The organism is Azospirillum thiophilum (assembly GCF_001305595.1).
Classification (GTDB): Bacteria; Pseudomonadota; Alphaproteobacteria; order Azospirillales; family Azospirillaceae; genus Azospirillum; species Azospirillum thiophilum.
This window is the reverse complement of record NZ_CP012401.1, coordinates 2,964,813-2,980,917: the sequence shown is the minus strand read 5'-3', so window position 1 is coordinate 2,980,917 and position 16,105 is coordinate 2,964,813. Positions and strand designations below refer to the sequence as shown.

Genomic DNA, 16,105 nt, shown 5'->3' with positions numbered 1-16,105 from the left:
GCGTTCCGCGACAGGGTGGCTTACCGCTCTTGTCCGTGACGGGGAACCCGGCCGGGCCGGTATTCGGCCTTGACAAGTTCCGGGGTTTTCCTATAGTCGCACCCTCTCGCCGCCCCACACAGGTGGCGGGAAGCATTGTGCGTCCCTCATTCCGGCGTGGTGCCGGACGGGATTTGCTCGGTGTGTAGGCGGCCCGACGGGCTGCCGTTGAGATATCGAGATCGAGGAGAGCAGCGTGGCGCGTATCGCTGGCGTCAACATCCCCGCGCAGAAGCGTGTGGAGATCGGGTTGACCTACATCCATGGCATCGGCCCCTTCAAGGCCAAGGAAATCTGCACGAAGCTGGCTATCCCGGCCGAGCGTCGCGTGAACGAGCTGACGGACGACGAAGTCCTGAAGATCCGCGAAACCATCGACGCCGATTACCGCGTCGAGGGCGATCTTCGCCGCGAAGTCGCGATGAACATCAAGCGTCTGATGGATCTGGGCTGCTACCGTGGCCTGCGTCACCGCAAGGGCCTGCCGGTCCGCGGCCAGCGCACCCACACGAACGCCCGCACCCGCAAGGGCCCGGCCAAGCCGATCGCCGGCAAGAAGAAGTAAGAGGACGAACGCATCATGGCAAAGCCCTCCGCCGCTTCTCAGCGCCTGCGTCGTCGCGAGCGCAAGAACATCACCGCCGGCGTCGCTCATGTGAACGCCTCGTTCAACAACACGATGATCACCATCACCGACGCGCAGGGCAACACCATTGCCTGGTCGTCGTCGGGCACCATGGGCTTCAAGGGTTCGCGCAAGTCGACCCCCTACGCCGCCCAGGTGGCTGCCGAGGACGCCGGCCGCAAGGCCCAGGAACACGGCATGAAGACGCTGGAAGTCGAAGTGAAGGGTCCGGGTTCGGGGCGTGAGTCCGCCCTGCGCGCCCTGCAGTCGATCGGCTTCCAGATCACCTCGATCCGCGACGTCACGCCGATCCCGCACAACGGCGTTCGCCCGCCGAAGAAGCGTCGCGTCTGATCCAGCATTGTTTCCGCACCCGCGGGGACCGACCGTTCCGGGGCAGGGGGCCGCAGCCATCGCGGCCCCCTCAGTATGGGAACGATTCGGGCCCCGCGGGTTCGTGTTCACCCGATGGCATCTTGAGGTCGATCCGTGCTTCAGAAGAACTGGCAGGAACTGATTAAGCCGAGCAAGCTGGACATCCAGCCCGGCGACGATGCCGACCGCTTCGCGACCGTGGTCGCCGAGCCGCTGGAACGCGGCTTCGGTCTGACCCTCGGCAACGCCCTGCGCCGCATCCTGCTCTCCTCGCTGCAGGGCGCCGCGGTCACGGCGATCCACGTCGACGGCGTGCTGCACGAGTTCTCGTCCATCCCCGGCGTCCGCGAGGACGTGACCGACATCGTCCTGAACATCAAGACGATGGGTCTGCGCATGGGCGGCGACGGCCCGAAGCGCATGCGCCTGCGCGCCGAAGGCCCGGGCGAGGTCAAGGCCGGCATGATCGAGACCGGTCCCGACATCCAGGTCATGGATCCGGAACTGGTCATCTGCACGCTGGACAACGGCGCGCGGCTGAACATGGAACTGACGGTCGAGACCGGCAAGGGCTATGTCCCGGCCAGCCAGAACCGCCCGGAAGACGCGCCGATCGGCCTGATTCCGATCGACGCCCTGTTCTCGCCGGTGCGCAAGGTGTCCTACAAGGTCGACAATGCCCGCGTCGGGCAGGTCACCGACTATGACCGCCTGTCGATGACGGTGGAGACCAACGGCTCGGTCAAGCCGGACGACGCGGTGGCGCTCGCCGCCCGCATCCTGCAGGACCAGCTGCAGCTGTTCATCAACTTCGAGGAGCCGACGCACGCCGTCTCCGAGGAGAAGCACGAGGAGGTTCCGTTCAACAAGAACCTGCTCCGCAAGGTGGACGAGCTGGAACTGTCGGTCCGGTCGGCCAACTGCCTCAAGAACGACAACATCGTCTATATCGGCGATCTGGTGCAGAAGACGGAGGCGGAAATGCTCCGCACCCCGAACTTCGGCCGCAAGTCGCTGAACGAGATCAAGGAAGTGCTGTCCCAGATGGGGCTGCACCTCGGTATGGAAATCCCGAACTGGCCGCCCGAGAACATCGAGGAACTGGCCAAGCGTCTGGAAGAGCCGTACTAAGCATCTCGCCTTTTGCGCCCTTTCCGCCGACTTGCGGAAAGGGCGCTGTTTCCAGGGCCGAACCGGCCCGACCCGCAGCCGTACCAGCGTTTTGACTGGGCGGCGGGGTTCACGATCGGCTCCCCGAGGGGGGCCAAGCCATGAAGGAGGACCGCCATGCGTCACGGCGTTTCGGGACGTAAGTTCAGCAAGACCAGCAGCCACCGCAAGGCCATGTTCTCGAACATGGCGAACGCGGTGATCAAGCACGAGCAGATCACCACCACCCTGCCGAAGGCGAAGGACCTGCGTCCGATCGTCGAGAAGCTGATCACGCTCGGCAAGAAGGGTGGCCTGGCCAACCGTCGTCTGGCGTTCGCCCAGCTGCGCGACAACGACACGGTGACCAAGCTGTTCACCGTGCTGGCCGACCGCTACAAGGACCGCCAGGGTGGCTACAGCCGCGTCCTGAAGGCCGGCTTCCGCTATGGCGACGCCGCCGACATGGCGGTGTTCGAGCTGGTCGACCGCGACGTCGCCGCCAAGGGTCAGGATTCGGGCCCGTCGCAGGACGTCGCCGATGCCGAGACCGCCGAGTGACATGACCGGCAGTCGCGCCGGTCTTCCCGACTGTGCGGCATCGGGTCTCAGGATCCCTTGCCGGGCAGGACGGAACCGCCGATATCGGTGATATGTTAGACCCTTCCTTCGGGGCCATCCCCCGGAGGAGGGGTTTTCTCTTATGTGGCCGATCGAATGTTGCGTTCTCTTTACACGCGCCTCCAGCGCCTGTCCGCCCGCGACGATGCCGTCTGGTGGATGTCGGCGATCTCCTTTGCCGAAAGCTCCTTCTTTCCATTGCCGCCAGACGTGATGCTGGTGCCGATGTGCCTGGCGAAGCCCAAGCGGCTGTGGTTCTACACCAACATCTGCGCCTTCGCGTCGCTGGTGGGTGGGCTGCTGGGATATGCGCTGGGATTCTATCTGTTCGAGAGCGTCGGGCGGATGATCATCGACTTCTACAATGCCCAGGAGTCGTTCCAGCATTTCCAGGAGATGTTCTCGGAATTCGGCCCCTGGTTCCTGATCCTGAAGGGGATCACGCCGATCCCCTACAAGCTGTTGACCATCACCGCCGGATTCGCCCATCTCGACCTGACGGTCTTCATCCTCTGTTCGATCGTCGCACGCTTCTCGCGATTCTACATGATCGCCATCCTGCTGCACTTCTATGGGCCGCAGGTGCAGCACATCATCGAGAAGCGCCTGATGCTGGTGGCCACCGTCCTGCTGGTGGTGGTGGTCGGCGGCCTGCTCAGCTTCAAGTTCGTCTAGGACCGGTGTCCAGGCCCAGCGTTCAAGCCCGCCGGGGTCCAGGCCTGGGGTTCAGTCCGGCTTCAGTCCGGCATGCCCTGGTCCTGGCCGTCGCGCTTTGACGGGGGCAGGGCGCTGCGGTCGGCACGGTCGCGGCGCACGATGACGACGATGGCGACCGCCACCAGCAGCCCGCCGATCAGCGGCAGGATCATCTCGGCCATGCCGATGTTGGGCAGCGCCAGCGCACGCGAGGCCAGCATCACCAATCCCAGGACGAGCAGCCCGAGCAACAGCGGCCAGGACCTGCGGCGCGGGTGGCCGCCGCCCGATTTCGGTGTCATTTCAGTCATTCCCTTCTTACTGCTGATATCGGCATAGTGGGGGCCGAACGGGGGATGGTCCAGAGGGGTGTGGCATTCCGCCATGCCCATGCCCGTCTCCACAACAAGAAGAATAGGAGCCGTCGTGGCTAAGTTCCGTCCGGTCCGTCTCATCGCCCCGCTTCTGGCCGTGGCTCTGCTCGGCCTGTCGGCCTGCGCCGACCATCCTGCCGGGCGTCCCGCCGCATCGGGCCCGGCGCCCACTGTCACCGTGGTTCCAGGGCCGTCGACCCCGCGTGCCGGCGCCGATGACCAGTCGCTGCGGCTCGATGGCGACGTCGGTCCCGGCGGGTCCTGCCAGGCCCAGTGCGAGCGCAGCCACAATTCCTGCATGGATTCGGTCGCGGCGCGCAACCAGGGCGGCATCGACCGCACCGACTCGACGCCCTTCAGCCCGACCGACAATTGCAGCTATCAGCTGCGGCAGTGCTACCAGCGCTGCACCTCGGTGCGCTGAGGAAACGTCATGGCGAAACGCGGCGAGTCGAGCGGGGATGCCGGGCTGTTCTCGGCGGCGGCCCCCCGTCCGCTCGCCGACCGGCTGCGCCCGCGTACGCTGGACGAGGTGGTCGGGCAGGACCATCTGCTGAAGCCCGACGGGCCGCTGGGCCGCATGGTGGCGGCGCGGCGGCTGGCCTCCATGGTGCTGTGGGGGCCGCCGGGCTGCGGCAAGACCACCATCGCCCGCCTGCTGGCCCACAGCACCGACCTGCATTTCGAGCCGTTGTCGGCGGTGTTCTCCGGGGTCGCCGACCTGCGGAAAATCTTCGATGCCGCCCGCGCCCGCCGGGTGGCAGGGCAGGGCACCCTGCTGTTCATCGACGAGATCCATCGCTTCAACCGCTCCCAGCAGGACGGTTTCCTGCCTTACGTCGAGGACGGCACCGTCACGCTGGTGGGCGCCACCACCGAGAATCCGTCCTTCGAACTGAACGCCGCCTTGCTGTCGCGGGCGCAGGTGTTCGTGCTGAACCGTCTGGACGACGCGGCGCTCGAAAGGCTGCTGGCGCGGGCCGAGGCGGAGATGGGGCGGCCGCTGCCGCTCGATGCCGACGCACGGGCGGCGGTGAAGGCGATGGCGGACGGCGATGGCCGCTTCTGCCTGAATTTGTGCGAGGAACTGTTCGCGCTGCCCGCCGACACGCTGCTGGACACCAATGCGCTCGCCGCGACCATCCAGCGCCGCGCCCCGCTGTACGACAAGGCGCAGGAGGGGCACTACAACCTGATCAGCGCGCTGCACAAGTCGCTGCGCGGGTCGGACACCGATGCAGCGCTCTACTGGTACAGCCGGATGCTGGATGGCGGCGAGGATCCGCGCTACATCGCGCGCCGCCTGACCCGCTTCGCGGTGGAGGACATCGGGCTTGCCGACCCCAACGCCCTGACCCAGGCCATCGCCGCGTGGGAGGCCTATGAGCGGCTCGGCAGCCCGGAGGGCGAACTGGCCCTGGCGCAGTTGGTCATCTATCTGGGGACCGCGCCCAAGTCGAATGCCGGCTACACCGCCTACAAGTCGGCCGTGCGCGCGGCGAAGGAGACCGGCTCGCTGATGCCGCCCAAGCATATCCTGAACGCGCCGACCAAGCTGATGAAGAACATCGGCTACGGCAAGGGCTACGAGTACGACCACGACACTGAGGACGGCTTTTCCGGCCAGAATTATTTTCCGGACGGGATGGCGCGGCGCGAGTTCTACAAGCCGGTGGAGCGGGGATTCGAGCGGGATCTGCGCAAGCGCCTGGATTACTGGGCGAAGCTGCGCGAACGGCGCGGGGAGGAGTAGGCGGAAGGGCCTTTACTGGCCCGCTCCGCGCGCGCGGGGGAATGGCGAAGCCGTAAGCGTCAGGCCGCGATCCCGCCCGCCGGATCGGAGGCGATCAGGCGGTAATGGCTGGTGTCGGCCAGGACCGAACAGCTCAGCGTCTTGGAAACCCCCTCATCCTCGGTGCTGACGACGCGGGCATGCGGAATGCCCAGCAGGTTGACCGTCGCCGTCACCCGCCAACCACGGGCGGCTCCGCCGCCGACCGGTTGGAAAACCTGCCCGATCTGGACATGCTTCTTGCTCATGACGGACACCCTCGGACCGGCGGGCATCCCCAGGGGGAAGCCTAGCCTGTTGCACAAAACCTCAACCCGCAGTTAAGCGCAGCAACGACTCGCGATCAACAGGGAAACCGCTGCTCATCCGCTTGGGAGCCATGATGGCTCCGTCACGGGAAGCGGCGGCCCCGATGGCGGCCTCAGCAGCCTGACTTGGGCAGCGCTTCGATCTTGTCCAGCACGGCCTTGACGGTGAAGTCGCCATAGTCGATCTGCATGGACTCGGCGATGCCGTTTTCCAGCAGGCGCAGGCTCATCTCGTATTCCGGCTGGGCGGCTTCGCTCTGGAGCGGGAAGAAGGCCATGCGGACGGGCCAGGACTTGGCCACCTTCAACAGCGGATCCTTGGCCGATTCCCTGGGTGCGCCCGGCTTGCCGACGACGGTCGACACCTCGGTCGGGCCTTCCGCATCCGATCCGTCGAAGATGGTGCGGGTGAAGAAGGGATCGTTGCGCTGGGCATGGTCGATGATCGCCAGCGTGTGGGCGGTCGGGAACATGGTGCCGGCCGGCAGATCCATCTCCTGCGGTTCCGGCTTGGTGAACTGGGCGGTGCCGGCGCCGTCCGGCTTCAGGTTCGCCTCGCCGCGCACCTCCTCGTCCAGCTCGCCGTTCACCAGCTTGCGGACGTTGAAGCGGTAGCGCAGCCCGTCCTTCGCCTCCCAGGTCGTGTAGTTGGTGTTCATCGCCATGTCGTCGCCTTCGCTGTAGACGAAGCGCAGCTGGAAGCGCTGCTCCGTCGTCCAGCCGTCGCAGGCGTCGGCCCATTCGAACATCATGCGTCCGCGGACGTCGCTGACCTTCGAGCCGTTGCGCGCCGATCCCAGCGACATGGTGTAGATCGCCCGGTGCGGCTGGATCTTGGCACCGACCGCCGCCATCGACGTGGCGGCCGGCTGGGCCAGGGCGGGGGAGGCCACGAGGAGCGCACCGGCGGAGATGGCTGCGACGAGGGCCGCGCCGACGGTCGCCGGCAGGGCAGAGGGACGGTCGAGCAAGACGGGATCCACAGGTGATTGACGGCACTGGGTGAAGTATGGGTGTTTTTGCCGCGGTTCGAAAGAGCCGCCGCCAGAAAGTCCTATCAATGGAAGGGAACTGCCGGAATGACAAGCCCTGCCGAGCTTCCTCCCGCCGGCCGTAAGGTCGTGCTGCTGACCCGCCGTCTGCCCGATGCGGTGGAGGCGCGGGCGGCACGCGACCACCGGATGGTGCCCAACCTGGAGGACCGGGCGCTCAGCGGGCTGGAGATCGCCGCCCGCGCCGCGGAAACGGGTGCCGACGCCGTTCTGTGCTGTGCCGGCGACCGGCTGGACGCCGCGGCCATCGCGGCATTGCCCGACCGGGTGCGGGTGCTGGCGACCTTCTCGGTCGGAACCGACCACATCGACCTGGAGGCGGCGCGTGCCCGCGGCCTGATCGTCACCAACACGCCGGACGTGCTGACCGACGCTACCGCCGACATCGCACTGCTGCTTCTGCTGGGGGCGGCGCGCCGCGCCTCGGAAGGGGAGCGGATGATCCGCGCCGGCGCCTGGACCGGCTGGTCGCCGACCCAGCTGATGGGAACCCATGTCGGGGGCAAGCGGCTGGGCATCGTCGGCATGGGGCGCATCGGCCAGGCGGTCGCCTCCCGCGCGCGGGCCTTCGGCATGGCGATCCATTACAGCAACCGCCGTCGCTTGGCGCCGGAACTGGAGCAGGGCGCCACCTACCATCCCGACCCGGAGGCGATGCTGCCGGTGTGCGATGTCCTGTCGCTTCATTTTCCGGCCACGGCGGAAACCCGGCATTGGCTGAACGCCGAACGGATCGATCGCTTGCCGCTGGCCGCCATCCTGATCAACACCGCGCGCGGCAGCGTGGTCGACGACGCGGCGGTGATCGACGCGCTGACGCGCGGCCGGCTGGCCGCCGCCGGGCTCGACGTGTTCGAGAACGAGCCGGATCTGCACCCCGGCTACCGCGACCTTCCCAACGCCTTTCTGTTGCCGCATCTGGGCAGCGCCACGGTGGAGACGCGCAACGCAATGGGGTTCAAGGCCCTGGACAACATCGATGCGGTGATGGCCGGGCGGCCCGCACCCGACCGGGTGGTGTAGACCGCAGGTCTCCCAACCCGGCCTATCGGCAGGCTTTTCCTGCCCCGTTCGATAGGGTGGGCAGAAGATGCCGGACGGAATGGGCAAGAGGAGCCCGTCCCGTCCGGTGATCCGGCAACGCAATCGATAAAATGCTTTATATCTGCGGGTCGCGGTGTTTGGCACACGGGTTGCTTAGGTAACGGCGAAGTGTTCCGACCTTCATCAGAGGAGCCGACCCCATGAATGCCATCGTCGCCGCCCTGGACCTGAAGCACCATGCTTCCGACCGTTTCGACGCGCCGGGCAACTGGTCGCCGGTCGCGCTGGCTTCGCGTGTCGGGCTTTTGCGGGGAACCGAACGCCAGGCGCTGGACGAGACGATCTCGCTGCTCGCCGAGGCCAAGGATACGATCGCCGAGTTGCAGGAGCGCATCGCCTACCTCGAAAGCCTGACGATGACGGATGAGCTGACCGGCCTGCTGAACCGGCGCGGTTTCTACAGCCATTTCCGGCGCGAACTGGCCTCGGCCCGCCGTCACGGCACGGCGGGCGGCCTGCTGGTCATGATCGACCTGGACGGCTTCAAGGCCATCAACGACACCCATGGCCACATCGCCGGCGACGCCTATCTGCGGCAGGTGGCCCGCATGATCGTGGCCAATGTCCGGCAGGAGGATGTGGTTGCCCGCCTCGGCGGCGACGAGTTCGCGGTGCTGCTGACCAACACCGACACCGCGAACGGTCTCGTCCGCGCCCGCCAGTTGGCCGCCATCGCCGATGCCTCCCACGTGGAATGGGCCGGGCATGCCCTGCCGGTCCGCTTCTCGGTCGGGACGCAGTCCTATGGCGCCGACGACGGCGAGGATGAGGTGATGCGCCGCGCCGACGCCATGATGTATGGCGCCAAGGGCGCCCGCCGGCGCGATGCCAAGCGCAGGACGAAGCGGGTGGCCTGAACAGCCTTCCGGACATCGTTCAGGCTGCGCTGTTCCGGCGATTGCCCGAGTGGATAATTGTGCAAGTGTCAGAGCCGCCCGCGCTGGTCGTGGGCGGTTTTCGCGTGTGCGCAGGAAGCGGATAAAGGCGGTTCGGAGCCAGGGGTAACGACTATTTAACCGTCGCGACCTATTCAGAAAGGGGGTATACCGGAGTCTCGGTTGCGCGCGCGTTGCCGCGATTGGGCTGCCGAGGCGGTCGCATCGGACGGAATGGGCGCTGTGAACGTGGGGACCAGGCCCAGAGGGGGATGCATGTCAGCGGAGCCGGGCGGTCCGATGGTGACCGGTGCGAAGCCGATGAAGACCGTCCTCATCGTCGAGGACAACGAGCTGAACATGAAGCTCTTCCATGACCTGCTCGAAGCGCATGGCTACGACACGTTGCAGACCCGCGACGGCATGGAGGCGATCAAGTTGGCCCGCCAGCACCGCCCCGACCTGATCCTGATGGACATCCAGCTTCCCGAAGTGTCGGGGCTGGAGGTCACACGCTGGATCAAGGACGATCCGGAGTTGCGGAGCATCCCGGTCGTCGCGGTGACAGCGTTCGCCATGAAGGGCGACGAGGAAAAAATTCGCCGGGGTGGCTGTGAGGACTATGTTGCGAAGCCCATATCAGTCGTGAAGTTCCTTGAGACGGTAAAGAAGTTTCTCAACTGAGCCGGTTCGCTTTGTAGAAATTCTGCAGGATTCTGCCCTCCTATGTCTGCGCGTGTCCTTGTCGTCGATGATGTCCTGCCCAATGTGAAGCTGCTCGCGGCAAAGCTGACGCGCGAGTACTTCAATGTGCTGACGGCGTTCAACGGACCCGATGCCTTGGAGATGGTGCGCAAGGAATCGCCCGACATCGTCCTGCTGGATGTCATGATGCCGGGCATGGACGGGTTCGAGGTGTGCGAGAAGATCCGCTCCGATCCCGCGACCATGCACATCCCGATCGTGATGGTCACCGCCCTGTCCGACGTGGCCGACCGTGTCCGCGGGCTGGAGGCCGGGGCCGACGATTTCCTGACCAAGCCGGTGAACGACATTGCGCTGTTCGCGCGCGTGCGCTCGCTGGTACGGCTGAAGATGATGATGGACGAATGGCGCCTGCGCGAAAGCACCTCGGGCCAGTTCGGCGTCATCGAGCGCAGCGGCACCATGCTGAGCGAATCCTTCGAGCGCGCCAATGTGCTGGTGCTGGAGGATTCCGCGCTCGACCTGGAGAAGGTGACGGAGACGCTGCAGCGCGACCACAACGCGGTCGTGGCCGCCGGGACCTGCGCCAAGGCGCTGGAACGCGCGCTGGGCAGCGAACTGGATCTGGTGGTGGTCAGCCTGACCCTGCTGAACGAGGACGGGCTGCGGCTGTGTTCGCAGTTGCGCTCGCACGAGCGCACGCGGCAGGTGCCGATCCTGCTGATGGTGGACGAGGGCGACCTCGGGCAGGTCGCCAAGGGGCTGGAGCTCGGCGCCAACGACTATGTCGTCAAGCCGGTCGACCGCAACGAGCTGCTGGCCCGTGCCCGCACCCAGATCCGGCGCAAGCGCTATCAGGAACGGCTGCGCTCGAACTACGAGCAGAGCCTGTCGATGGCGCTGACCGACAGCCTGACCGGCGTCTTCAACCGCCGCTATGTCAACGCCCATCTGCCCCGCCTGCTGGAGCGTGCCTTCGACAGCCACAAGCCGGTGTCGGTGCTGATGTTCGACATCGACCATTTCAAGGTGGTCAACGACACCTACGGCCACGCCATCGGCGACGAGGTGCTGCGCGAGGTGTCGGCCCGTTCCAGCCGCAACCTGCGCACCTTCGACCTCGTCGCCCGGCTGGGCGGCGAGGAGTTCATCGTCATCCTGCCCGATACCGACGGCGAGGCGGCGCTTATCGTCGCCGAGCGGCTGCGGTCGCGCATCGCCGACACCCCCTTCGCGGTGTCGTCCGGCGGCGGCGAGATCAACGTCACCGTCTCCATCGGCATATCGGTCGGCGGTCGGCTGGGTGATACCGCCGAAGGGCTGATCCGCCGCGCCGACGAGGCGCTGTACGAGGCCAAGCGGTCGGGACGCAACTGCGTCATGGCTGACGCCCGCGCCGACCATCTGGAGGGCTGACGGGCAGGCGGGTGGAGGCGCGGGGCGGAAGCGTCCGGCCCTTGTCTTCTTGTTGCGCCGCACCATCTGCCAAAGCCGTTCCTTCCATTCCACCGGCATCCATGGGGGCCAGATGTTCGCCACCGCCAGCGGCGCCATCACCCATCTCGGCAGCAGCAGCCTTCTCGTCCCGCTCTCCGCCCTCTACGCCACCGCCCTGTGGCGGCATCATTCCGCACCGCTGGCCTTGCGCTGGCTTCTGGCGCTGGTGCTTTGCCTGGGCGTCATGGTGGTGCTGAAGCTGGTCGGCCATGGCTGCGGACTGCCGGAGTTCCCCCTGTTCCCGTCGCTGTTCGCCGGCGACCGTTTCCTGAGCCCGAGCGGCCATGCCGCCTTCTCGGCCGTCTTCTACGGCTCGGTGGCGGCGCTGGCCGCGCGCAACGCCTCCTCCCGCTGGCTGCGGGTCGGGCTGCCGGTGGCGGCGGCGGCGCTGGTGCTCGCCATCGGCGCCTCGCGCGTCGCCGTGTCGGCCCATTCGGGAGCCGAGGTGGCGGCCGGGCTGCTGGTCGGCGGGCTGTCGGTCCTGCTGTTCCTGTGGAGCAGCAGGAAGGACGGGGCGCCGCGGCTGCGCACCTCGCCGTGGGTGTTGGCGGCGATGGCGCTGGGGTTGGCCCTGCTGGTCCATGCCGGGGATCCGTCCTTCATCGAGGCGACGATCCGCCGGGTGGCCCATCATCTCGGCAGCGGAGCCGGGCTGTGCGACCTCGCCGGACAGGCTTTTACGGGCCGGTCCGGATAAAGGCGCATCCGGGGTGAAGCCGGCGGCATCCTGTGCTATGACGGACGGCCGTTCATCGTCCGTCGGGCATGGCCGCGTTTGAGCCGATGCTTGCATCGCATGGCGCAAGAGCCTATACCGACGCCCCGTTTTCGTTTCGTTCTGTCCTGGTCCGTCCACACCGCATGTCGCTTTTCGATGCCCTGCCGCGTGGCCCTTCGGGGGGCGCCGCCGTCCCCTTCGGTCAGGAGGACCTGACGCGCGTCTTCGATGCCAAGACGCTGCAGCGCGGCCGCACGCTGATGATGACCGGCGCGGTGACGCTTGGTCCGCCCGGCGGCGACCGCATCGAGGCCGAGGTCAGCGATCTGGGCCGCCGCCTGGCGGTGACGGTGATCCCCGTGCAGGGCAAGCGCAGCGTCGTGTTGGAGCGCAGCTGCGGCTGTGGCCGCAACGCCTGCGCCCACATGGCCGCCGCGGCGATGCTGGCGCTGGAAAGCCGTCCGGAATGGCGCCGCGCCTCGCTGTTCGACGTCGCGGACGTCAAGGCTCCCATCGCCCCGCCGCCGGCCGCTCCGCCCGCTGCCGTACCGCCTATTGTCGTCCCGCCTGCTGGCCCGGTGGCCAAATCGCCGCCGCTGTCGCTGGTCCGCCCGCCTGCTGCTCCTCCTCCGCCGCCTAAAGCCGATCCGGTGCGCAGCCTGCGCTGGACGCTGGAGCCGGGACAGGGCGACATCGCCTGCTACATCCTGGTCGATTTCGTGACCGAGGGGTCGGCCGACGCCAGCCCGGCCAGCCCGCGCGACGTGCTGGCCAAGGCGCCGCGCAGCGTGGACGGCGACGCCGACCGCGCCATCGCCCGGCTGCTGGGCGGCGGCGGGACCGAACGGACGCCCGTCGCCAAGAGCCGGGGGGAAGCGGTGGACCGGCTGCTGCGCCGCCTGCTCGGCACCGGGCGGCTGCGCTGGCGCGACGGCACCCCGCTGGCCGAAGGGCCGGGCCGCACCGTGCGCACCTTCCGCGACCCGGCGACCCGCAAGCTGCGCCCCACCGGCCTGCCCGAGCGCAGCGTGCTGATGAAGGGCCAGTCCTATTGGTGCGTCGACAGTGCGTCCGGCACCGTCTTCCCGGTCGATCTCCAGGTGGTCGAGGTGCCGAAGGCGAAGCCGGTTCCCTCTCCCGCCCCGGTGCCGCCGGTGCCGTCGAAGGTGACGCCGTCGCGCCTGTTCGGCCCGTCGCGCGGCGCTGGCGCTGCAGCGATTGCGCGCACCGCTCCGCCGCCGCCCTCCAGCTTCCGCGACAACGCCATTCCCGGCGTGCGCGGCGGGGCGGGCGATGCGGCGGCCATCGTCGAGCGGTCGCCGCGCATCGTCGCCCGGCTCGGCCGGGTGGTGACGCCGGCCGACGGGCTGGTCGACGTGCTGCGCCTGTCCTTCGACTATGGCGAGCCCGGCCGCCCGATGGAGATCGAACCGGACGACCAGCGCCAGTTCGCCCGCGCCGAGGACGAGTTCGGCGACGTCACCTTCGTCCGCCGCGACAAGGCCGACGAGCAGGCGGCGCTCGACCGTCTCTCCGGTCTCGGCTTCGCCCAGGCGAGGATCGAGCCGCCGAGGGGCGTACTGAACGCCCGTGGCACGCGTGTCCATTGGCTGACCGGCCGCGATGTGGAGGAGCGTTGGCAGCATTTCCTCGCCAACGAGGTGCCGTCCCTGACCAAGGCCGGCTGGACGGTCGAGGTCGGCGCCGATTTCGGCACCCGGGTGATCGAGCCGGGGGCCGAGGTGGAGGTCGCCGTCCGCGATGCCGGCGACGGCTGGTTCGACCTGGATGTCGGCGTCGAGATCGATGGCGAGCGCCGGCCGCTGCTGCCGATCCTGGCTCGGCTGGTCGAGAAGGGCGGGCTGTCGTCCACCCGCGTCATCGACGGTCGTGCCCATATCGTGCTGGACGACGGCAATGTCCTGGCCCTGCCGGCCGCGCGGATCGAGCGGCTGCTCAGCGTGCTGGAAGCAATGCTGGACAGTGGCCGCAGCAGCGGCGACCGGTTGAAGGTGCCGCTGGCCGAGGCCGATTCGCTGCTGGACATCGACGATCTGATCGCCCGGCGCGGCGACGAGACGGCACAGATCGACGGCTATCTCCAGCGCCTGCGTGCCGACGAGATGCCGGGCGACATGACCCCGCCGCCGGGCTTCCGGGGCGAGTTGCGCGACTACCAGCGCGCCGGGCTGGCCTGGATGCAGAGCCTGCGCGCCAACAGCGTCGCCGGCATCCTCGCCGACGACATGGGGCTGGGCAAGACCGCCCAGACGCTGGCCCACATCGCGATGGAAGAACATGAGGGCCGGCTGACCGACCCCTGCATGGTGGTGGTGCCGACCAGCCTTGTGCCCAACTGGGTCGCCGAGGCGGGGCGCTTCACCCCCCATCTGCGGGTGGTGGTGCTGCACGGCATCGACCGCCACGGCAGGCTGTCCGAGATCGACCGCGCCCATATCGTGGTGACGACCTACGGCGTGGTGGCGCGCGACATCGACCTGCTGAAGCGGCTGAACTGGCACATGATCGTGCTGGACGAGGCGCAGGCGATCAAGAATCCCGATGGCAAGGCGACCCGCGCCGTCGCGGCGCTGCCGGCGCGGCACCGGCTCTGCCTGTCAGGCACGCCGGTCGAGAACAATCTGGGCGAGCTGTGGAGCCAGTTCGCCTTCCTGATGCCGGGCCTGCTGGGCGACCGCAAGGATTTCGGCAAGCGCTACCGCGTGCCGATCGAGAAGCGTGGCGACAACACCCGCGCCAACCTGCTGATGCGCCGCATCCGACCCTTCCTGCTCCGCCGCACCAAGGAGGCGGTGGCCAAGGAACTGCCGCCCAAGACCGAGGTGGTGGTGCGCATCGACCTCGACCGCGACCAGCGCGATCTCTACGAGACGATCCGCCTGTCGGTGAACGAGACGGTGCGGGCGGCGCTGGCCGCCAGCGGCAAGGGGCTGGGCCAGAACGCCATCGCGGTGATCGACGCGCTGCTGAAGCTGCGTCAGGTCTGCTGCGACCCGCGCCTGCTGAAATCCATCGCTGCGCTGGGCGGCAAGGCGCGGTCGAGCGCCAAGCTGGACGCCCTGACCGAGATGGTGAAGGAGATGGTGCCGGAAGGCCGGCGCATCCTGATCTTCTCGCAGTTCACCACCATGCTCGACCTGATCAAGCTGGAGCTGGAGAAGGCCGCGGTTCCCTATGTCGAGCTGACCGGCCGCACGCTGGACCGCGCCGAACCGGTGAACCGCTTCCAGAACCGCGAGGTTCCGGTCTTCCTGATCAGCCTGAAGGCCGGCGGGCGCGGCCTGAACCTGACCGCCGCCGACACGGTGATCCATTACGACCCGTGGTGGAACCCGGCGGCGGAGGACCAGGCGACCGACCGCGCCTATCGCATCGGCCAGGACAAGCCGGTCTTCGTCTACAAGCTGATCGCGGCGAATACGGTGGAGGAACGCATCCTCGACCTGCAACGCCGCAAGGGCAGCCTGTCGGACGCCACCATCGAGGGCAAGGGGCTGGTCAGCGCGCTCGACGGCGGCGACATCGACTATCTGCTGGGCGACGACGAGGAGGAATAGGCCGGGACGGGGCCGGGTGGTTCGGATCGGCCTGTCAGCGGGGCCGCTTGCTCGCCAGCAGGCTGGCGACCGCGGCGCCGTTCCTGCCGGCGCGGCTGCCGATCGCGGTCAGGGTCTCGCCCGGCGCCGCCTCGATGCCGGCAGCCTTCAGCACATCGACCGCCTTGTCGGGCGTCAGTCCCAGCGCCGGGGCGGCGGCCTCCAGGCTGGCGGCGGACAGCGCACCGAACACGGCACCCGGATTGGCGCCACTGCCGCCGGTGGTGCCGGTCATGCCGGTGAAGACGATGGAAACGATCAGGCTGGTGGCGAAGGCGGCCTGCGCGGCGTGGCGCTTCAGATAGCCCGTGAAGGCGCGCCAGTTCTTCACCAGGTGCCAGATCGCGATGGCGGAGAACACGACGCTCAGCCATTCGTGCGAGAAGCGCACCAGCCCGGCATTCCAGTGCAGCAGCAGCATGATGCCGGTGACGGTGGACACGACGAAGGTCACGATGGTGACGGGCGTGACCACGTCGCGGGTCATCAGTCTGGAAAAGGAGAATGCGGCCTTGCCGGCGGCGGGGGGAGGGGTGTCGATGACGGTCATGGCGGGTG

Annotated in this window: 17 protein-coding genes; 13 read left to right on the top strand and 4 right to left on the bottom strand. The window is 67.8% G+C overall.

Features of this window, described 5'->3' with window-relative positions; genetic code table 11:
• Positions 1 to 235: 235 nt before the first annotated feature.
• The 5 genes from rpsM (at position 236) to AL072_RS13755 (ending at position 3,484) form a co-directional block, all read left to right on the top strand.
• Positions 236 to 604, top strand: coding sequence for a 30S ribosomal protein S13 (gene rpsM / locus AL072_RS13775; RefSeq protein ID WP_045582075.1), 369 nt, complete (start codon positions 236 to 238; stop codon positions 602 to 604).
• Positions 605 to 619: 15 nt separating this feature from the next.
• Positions 620 to 1,018, top strand: coding sequence for a 30S ribosomal protein S11 (gene rpsK, locus AL072_RS13770; RefSeq protein WP_012974490.1), 399 nt, complete (start codon positions 620 to 622; stop codon positions 1,016 to 1,018).
• A gap of 135 nt (positions 1,019 to 1,153) precedes the next feature.
• Positions 1,154 to 2,170: a DNA-directed RNA polymerase subunit alpha gene (locus AL072_RS13765; protein ID WP_045582076.1), complete on the top strand. Its 1,017-nt coding sequence runs from the start codon at positions 1,154 to 1,156 to the stop codon at positions 2,168 to 2,170.
• 156 nt (positions 2,171 to 2,326) lie between these two features.
• Complete coding sequence (rplQ, locus tag AL072_RS13760) at positions 2,327 to 2,749, top strand: 50S ribosomal protein L17 (RefSeq protein WP_045582077.1); 423 nt, start codon at positions 2,327 to 2,329, stop codon at positions 2,747 to 2,749.
• A gap of 156 nt (positions 2,750 to 2,905) precedes the next feature.
• Positions 2,906 to 3,484, top strand: a complete 579-nt coding sequence (locus AL072_RS13755; protein ID WP_045582078.1) for a YqaA family protein — start codon at positions 2,906 to 2,908, stop codon at positions 3,482 to 3,484.
• Positions 3,485 to 3,546: 62 nt separating this feature from the next.
• On the opposite strand, the gene AL072_RS13750 is transcribed toward AL072_RS13755, so the two are convergent.
• Positions 3,547 to 3,807, bottom strand: a complete 261-nt coding sequence (locus AL072_RS13750) for a hypothetical protein (protein ID WP_045582079.1) — start codon at positions 3,805 to 3,807, stop codon at positions 3,547 to 3,549.
• 124 nt (positions 3,808 to 3,931) lie between these two features.
• Between AL072_RS13750 and AL072_RS35305 the strand changes: the two genes are divergently transcribed.
• Positions 3,932 to 4,303 carry a hypothetical protein gene (locus AL072_RS35305; protein WP_045582080.1) on the top strand — a complete coding sequence of 124 codons (372 nt, stop codon included), beginning with the start codon at positions 3,932 to 3,934 and terminating at the stop codon, positions 4,301 to 4,303.
• Between the two features lie 9 nt (positions 4,304 to 4,312).
• A complete protein-coding gene (locus AL072_RS13740) occupies positions 4,313 to 5,632 on the top strand; it encodes a replication-associated recombination protein A (protein ID WP_045582081.1) in 1,320 nt (439 codons plus the stop codon).
• A 59-nt stretch (positions 5,633 to 5,691) separates the two neighbouring features.
• On the opposite strand, the gene AL072_RS13735 is transcribed toward AL072_RS13740, so the two are convergent.
• On the bottom strand, positions 5,692 to 5,919 hold the full coding sequence (locus AL072_RS13735) for a hypothetical protein (protein ID WP_045582082.1): 228 nt from the start codon (positions 5,917 to 5,919) through the stop codon (positions 5,692 to 5,694).
• Between the two features lie 173 nt (positions 5,920 to 6,092).
• Positions 6,093 to 6,950, bottom strand: a complete 858-nt coding sequence (locus tag AL072_RS13730) for a cell envelope integrity EipB family protein (RefSeq protein ID WP_144428214.1) — start codon at positions 6,948 to 6,950, stop codon at positions 6,093 to 6,095.
• 108 nt (positions 6,951 to 7,058) lie between these two features.
• On the opposite strand from AL072_RS13730, the gene AL072_RS13725 reads away from it, so the two are divergent.
• From AL072_RS13725 to AL072_RS35995, 6 genes are all read left to right on the top strand, one after another.
• A complete protein-coding gene (locus tag AL072_RS13725; RefSeq protein WP_045582084.1) occupies positions 7,059 to 8,054 on the top strand; it encodes a 2-hydroxyacid dehydrogenase in 996 nt (331 codons plus the stop codon).
• Positions 8,055 to 8,275: 221 nt separating this feature from the next.
• Positions 8,276 to 8,992 carry a GGDEF domain-containing protein gene (locus AL072_RS13720; RefSeq protein WP_045582085.1) on the top strand — a complete coding sequence of 239 codons (717 nt, stop codon included), beginning with the start codon at positions 8,276 to 8,278 and terminating at the stop codon, positions 8,990 to 8,992.
• A gap of 294 nt (positions 8,993 to 9,286) precedes the next feature.
• Positions 9,287 to 9,694 carry a response regulator gene (locus tag AL072_RS13715; RefSeq protein ID WP_082108935.1) on the top strand — a complete coding sequence of 136 codons (408 nt, stop codon included), beginning with the start codon at positions 9,287 to 9,289 and terminating at the stop codon, positions 9,692 to 9,694.
• A gap of 42 nt (positions 9,695 to 9,736) precedes the next feature.
• Positions 9,737 to 11,131: a PleD family two-component system response regulator gene (locus AL072_RS13710; RefSeq protein WP_045582086.1), complete on the top strand. Its 1,395-nt coding sequence runs from the start codon at positions 9,737 to 9,739 to the stop codon at positions 11,129 to 11,131.
• Between the two features lie 112 nt (positions 11,132 to 11,243).
• A complete protein-coding gene (locus tag AL072_RS13705; RefSeq protein ID WP_045582669.1) occupies positions 11,244 to 11,909 on the top strand; it encodes a phosphatase PAP2 family protein in 666 nt (221 codons plus the stop codon).
• Positions 11,910 to 12,073: 164 nt separating this feature from the next.
• Positions 12,074 to 15,508, top strand: coding sequence for a DEAD/DEAH box helicase (locus tag AL072_RS35995; protein ID WP_045582087.1), 3,435 nt, complete (start codon positions 12,074 to 12,076; stop codon positions 15,506 to 15,508).
• Positions 15,509 to 15,542: 34 nt separating this feature from the next.
• Here AL072_RS35995 and AL072_RS13695 read toward each other — a convergent pair whose 3' ends face one another.
• The gene (locus AL072_RS13695) at positions 15,543 to 16,097 is read right to left on the bottom strand and encodes a DUF4405 domain-containing protein (RefSeq protein ID WP_045582088.1); all 555 of its coding nucleotides are present in this window, start codon (positions 16,095 to 16,097) and stop codon (positions 15,543 to 15,545) included.
• Positions 16,098 to 16,105 lie beyond the last annotated feature (8 nt).

What these genes read in the sequence shown, in the direction of transcription:
- rpsK (WP_012974490.1), top strand. Translation starts at nt 620, where the DNA reads ATGGCAAAGCCCTCCGCCGCTTCTCAGCGCCTGCGTCGTCGCGAGCGC.
- rplQ (WP_045582077.1), top strand. Translation starts at nt 2,327, where the DNA reads ATGCGTCACGGCGTTTCGGGACGTAAGTTCAGCAAGACCAGCAGCCAC.
- AL072_RS13755 (WP_045582078.1), top strand. Translation starts at nt 2,906, where the DNA reads ATGTTGCGTTCTCTTTACACGCGCCTCCAGCGCCTGTCCGCCCGCGAC.
- AL072_RS13750 (WP_045582079.1), bottom strand. Translation starts at nt 3,807, where the DNA reads ATGACACCGAAATCGGGCGGCGGCCACCCGCGCCGCAGGTCCTGGCCG.
- AL072_RS13740 (WP_045582081.1), top strand. Translation starts at nt 4,313, where the DNA reads ATGGCGAAACGCGGCGAGTCGAGCGGGGATGCCGGGCTGTTCTCGGCG.
- AL072_RS13735 (WP_045582082.1), bottom strand. Translation starts at nt 5,919, where the DNA reads ATGAGCAAGAAGCATGTCCAGATCGGGCAGGTTTTCCAACCGGTCGGC.
- AL072_RS13725 (WP_045582084.1), top strand. Translation starts at nt 7,059, where the DNA reads ATGACAAGCCCTGCCGAGCTTCCTCCCGCCGGCCGTAAGGTCGTGCTG.
- AL072_RS13720 (WP_045582085.1), top strand. Translation starts at nt 8,276, where the DNA reads ATGAATGCCATCGTCGCCGCCCTGGACCTGAAGCACCATGCTTCCGAC.
- AL072_RS13715 (WP_082108935.1), top strand. Translation starts at nt 9,287, where the DNA reads ATGTCAGCGGAGCCGGGCGGTCCGATGGTGACCGGTGCGAAGCCGATG.
- AL072_RS13710 (WP_045582086.1), top strand. Translation starts at nt 9,737, where the DNA reads ATGTCTGCGCGTGTCCTTGTCGTCGATGATGTCCTGCCCAATGTGAAG.
- AL072_RS13705 (WP_045582669.1), top strand. Translation starts at nt 11,244, where the DNA reads ATGTTCGCCACCGCCAGCGGCGCCATCACCCATCTCGGCAGCAGCAGC.
- AL072_RS35995 (WP_045582087.1), top strand. Translation starts at nt 12,074, where the DNA reads ATGTCGCTTTTCGATGCCCTGCCGCGTGGCCCTTCGGGGGGCGCCGCC.
- AL072_RS13695 (WP_045582088.1), bottom strand. Translation starts at nt 16,097, where the DNA reads ATGACCGTCATCGACACCCCTCCCCCCGCCGCCGGCAAGGCCGCATTC.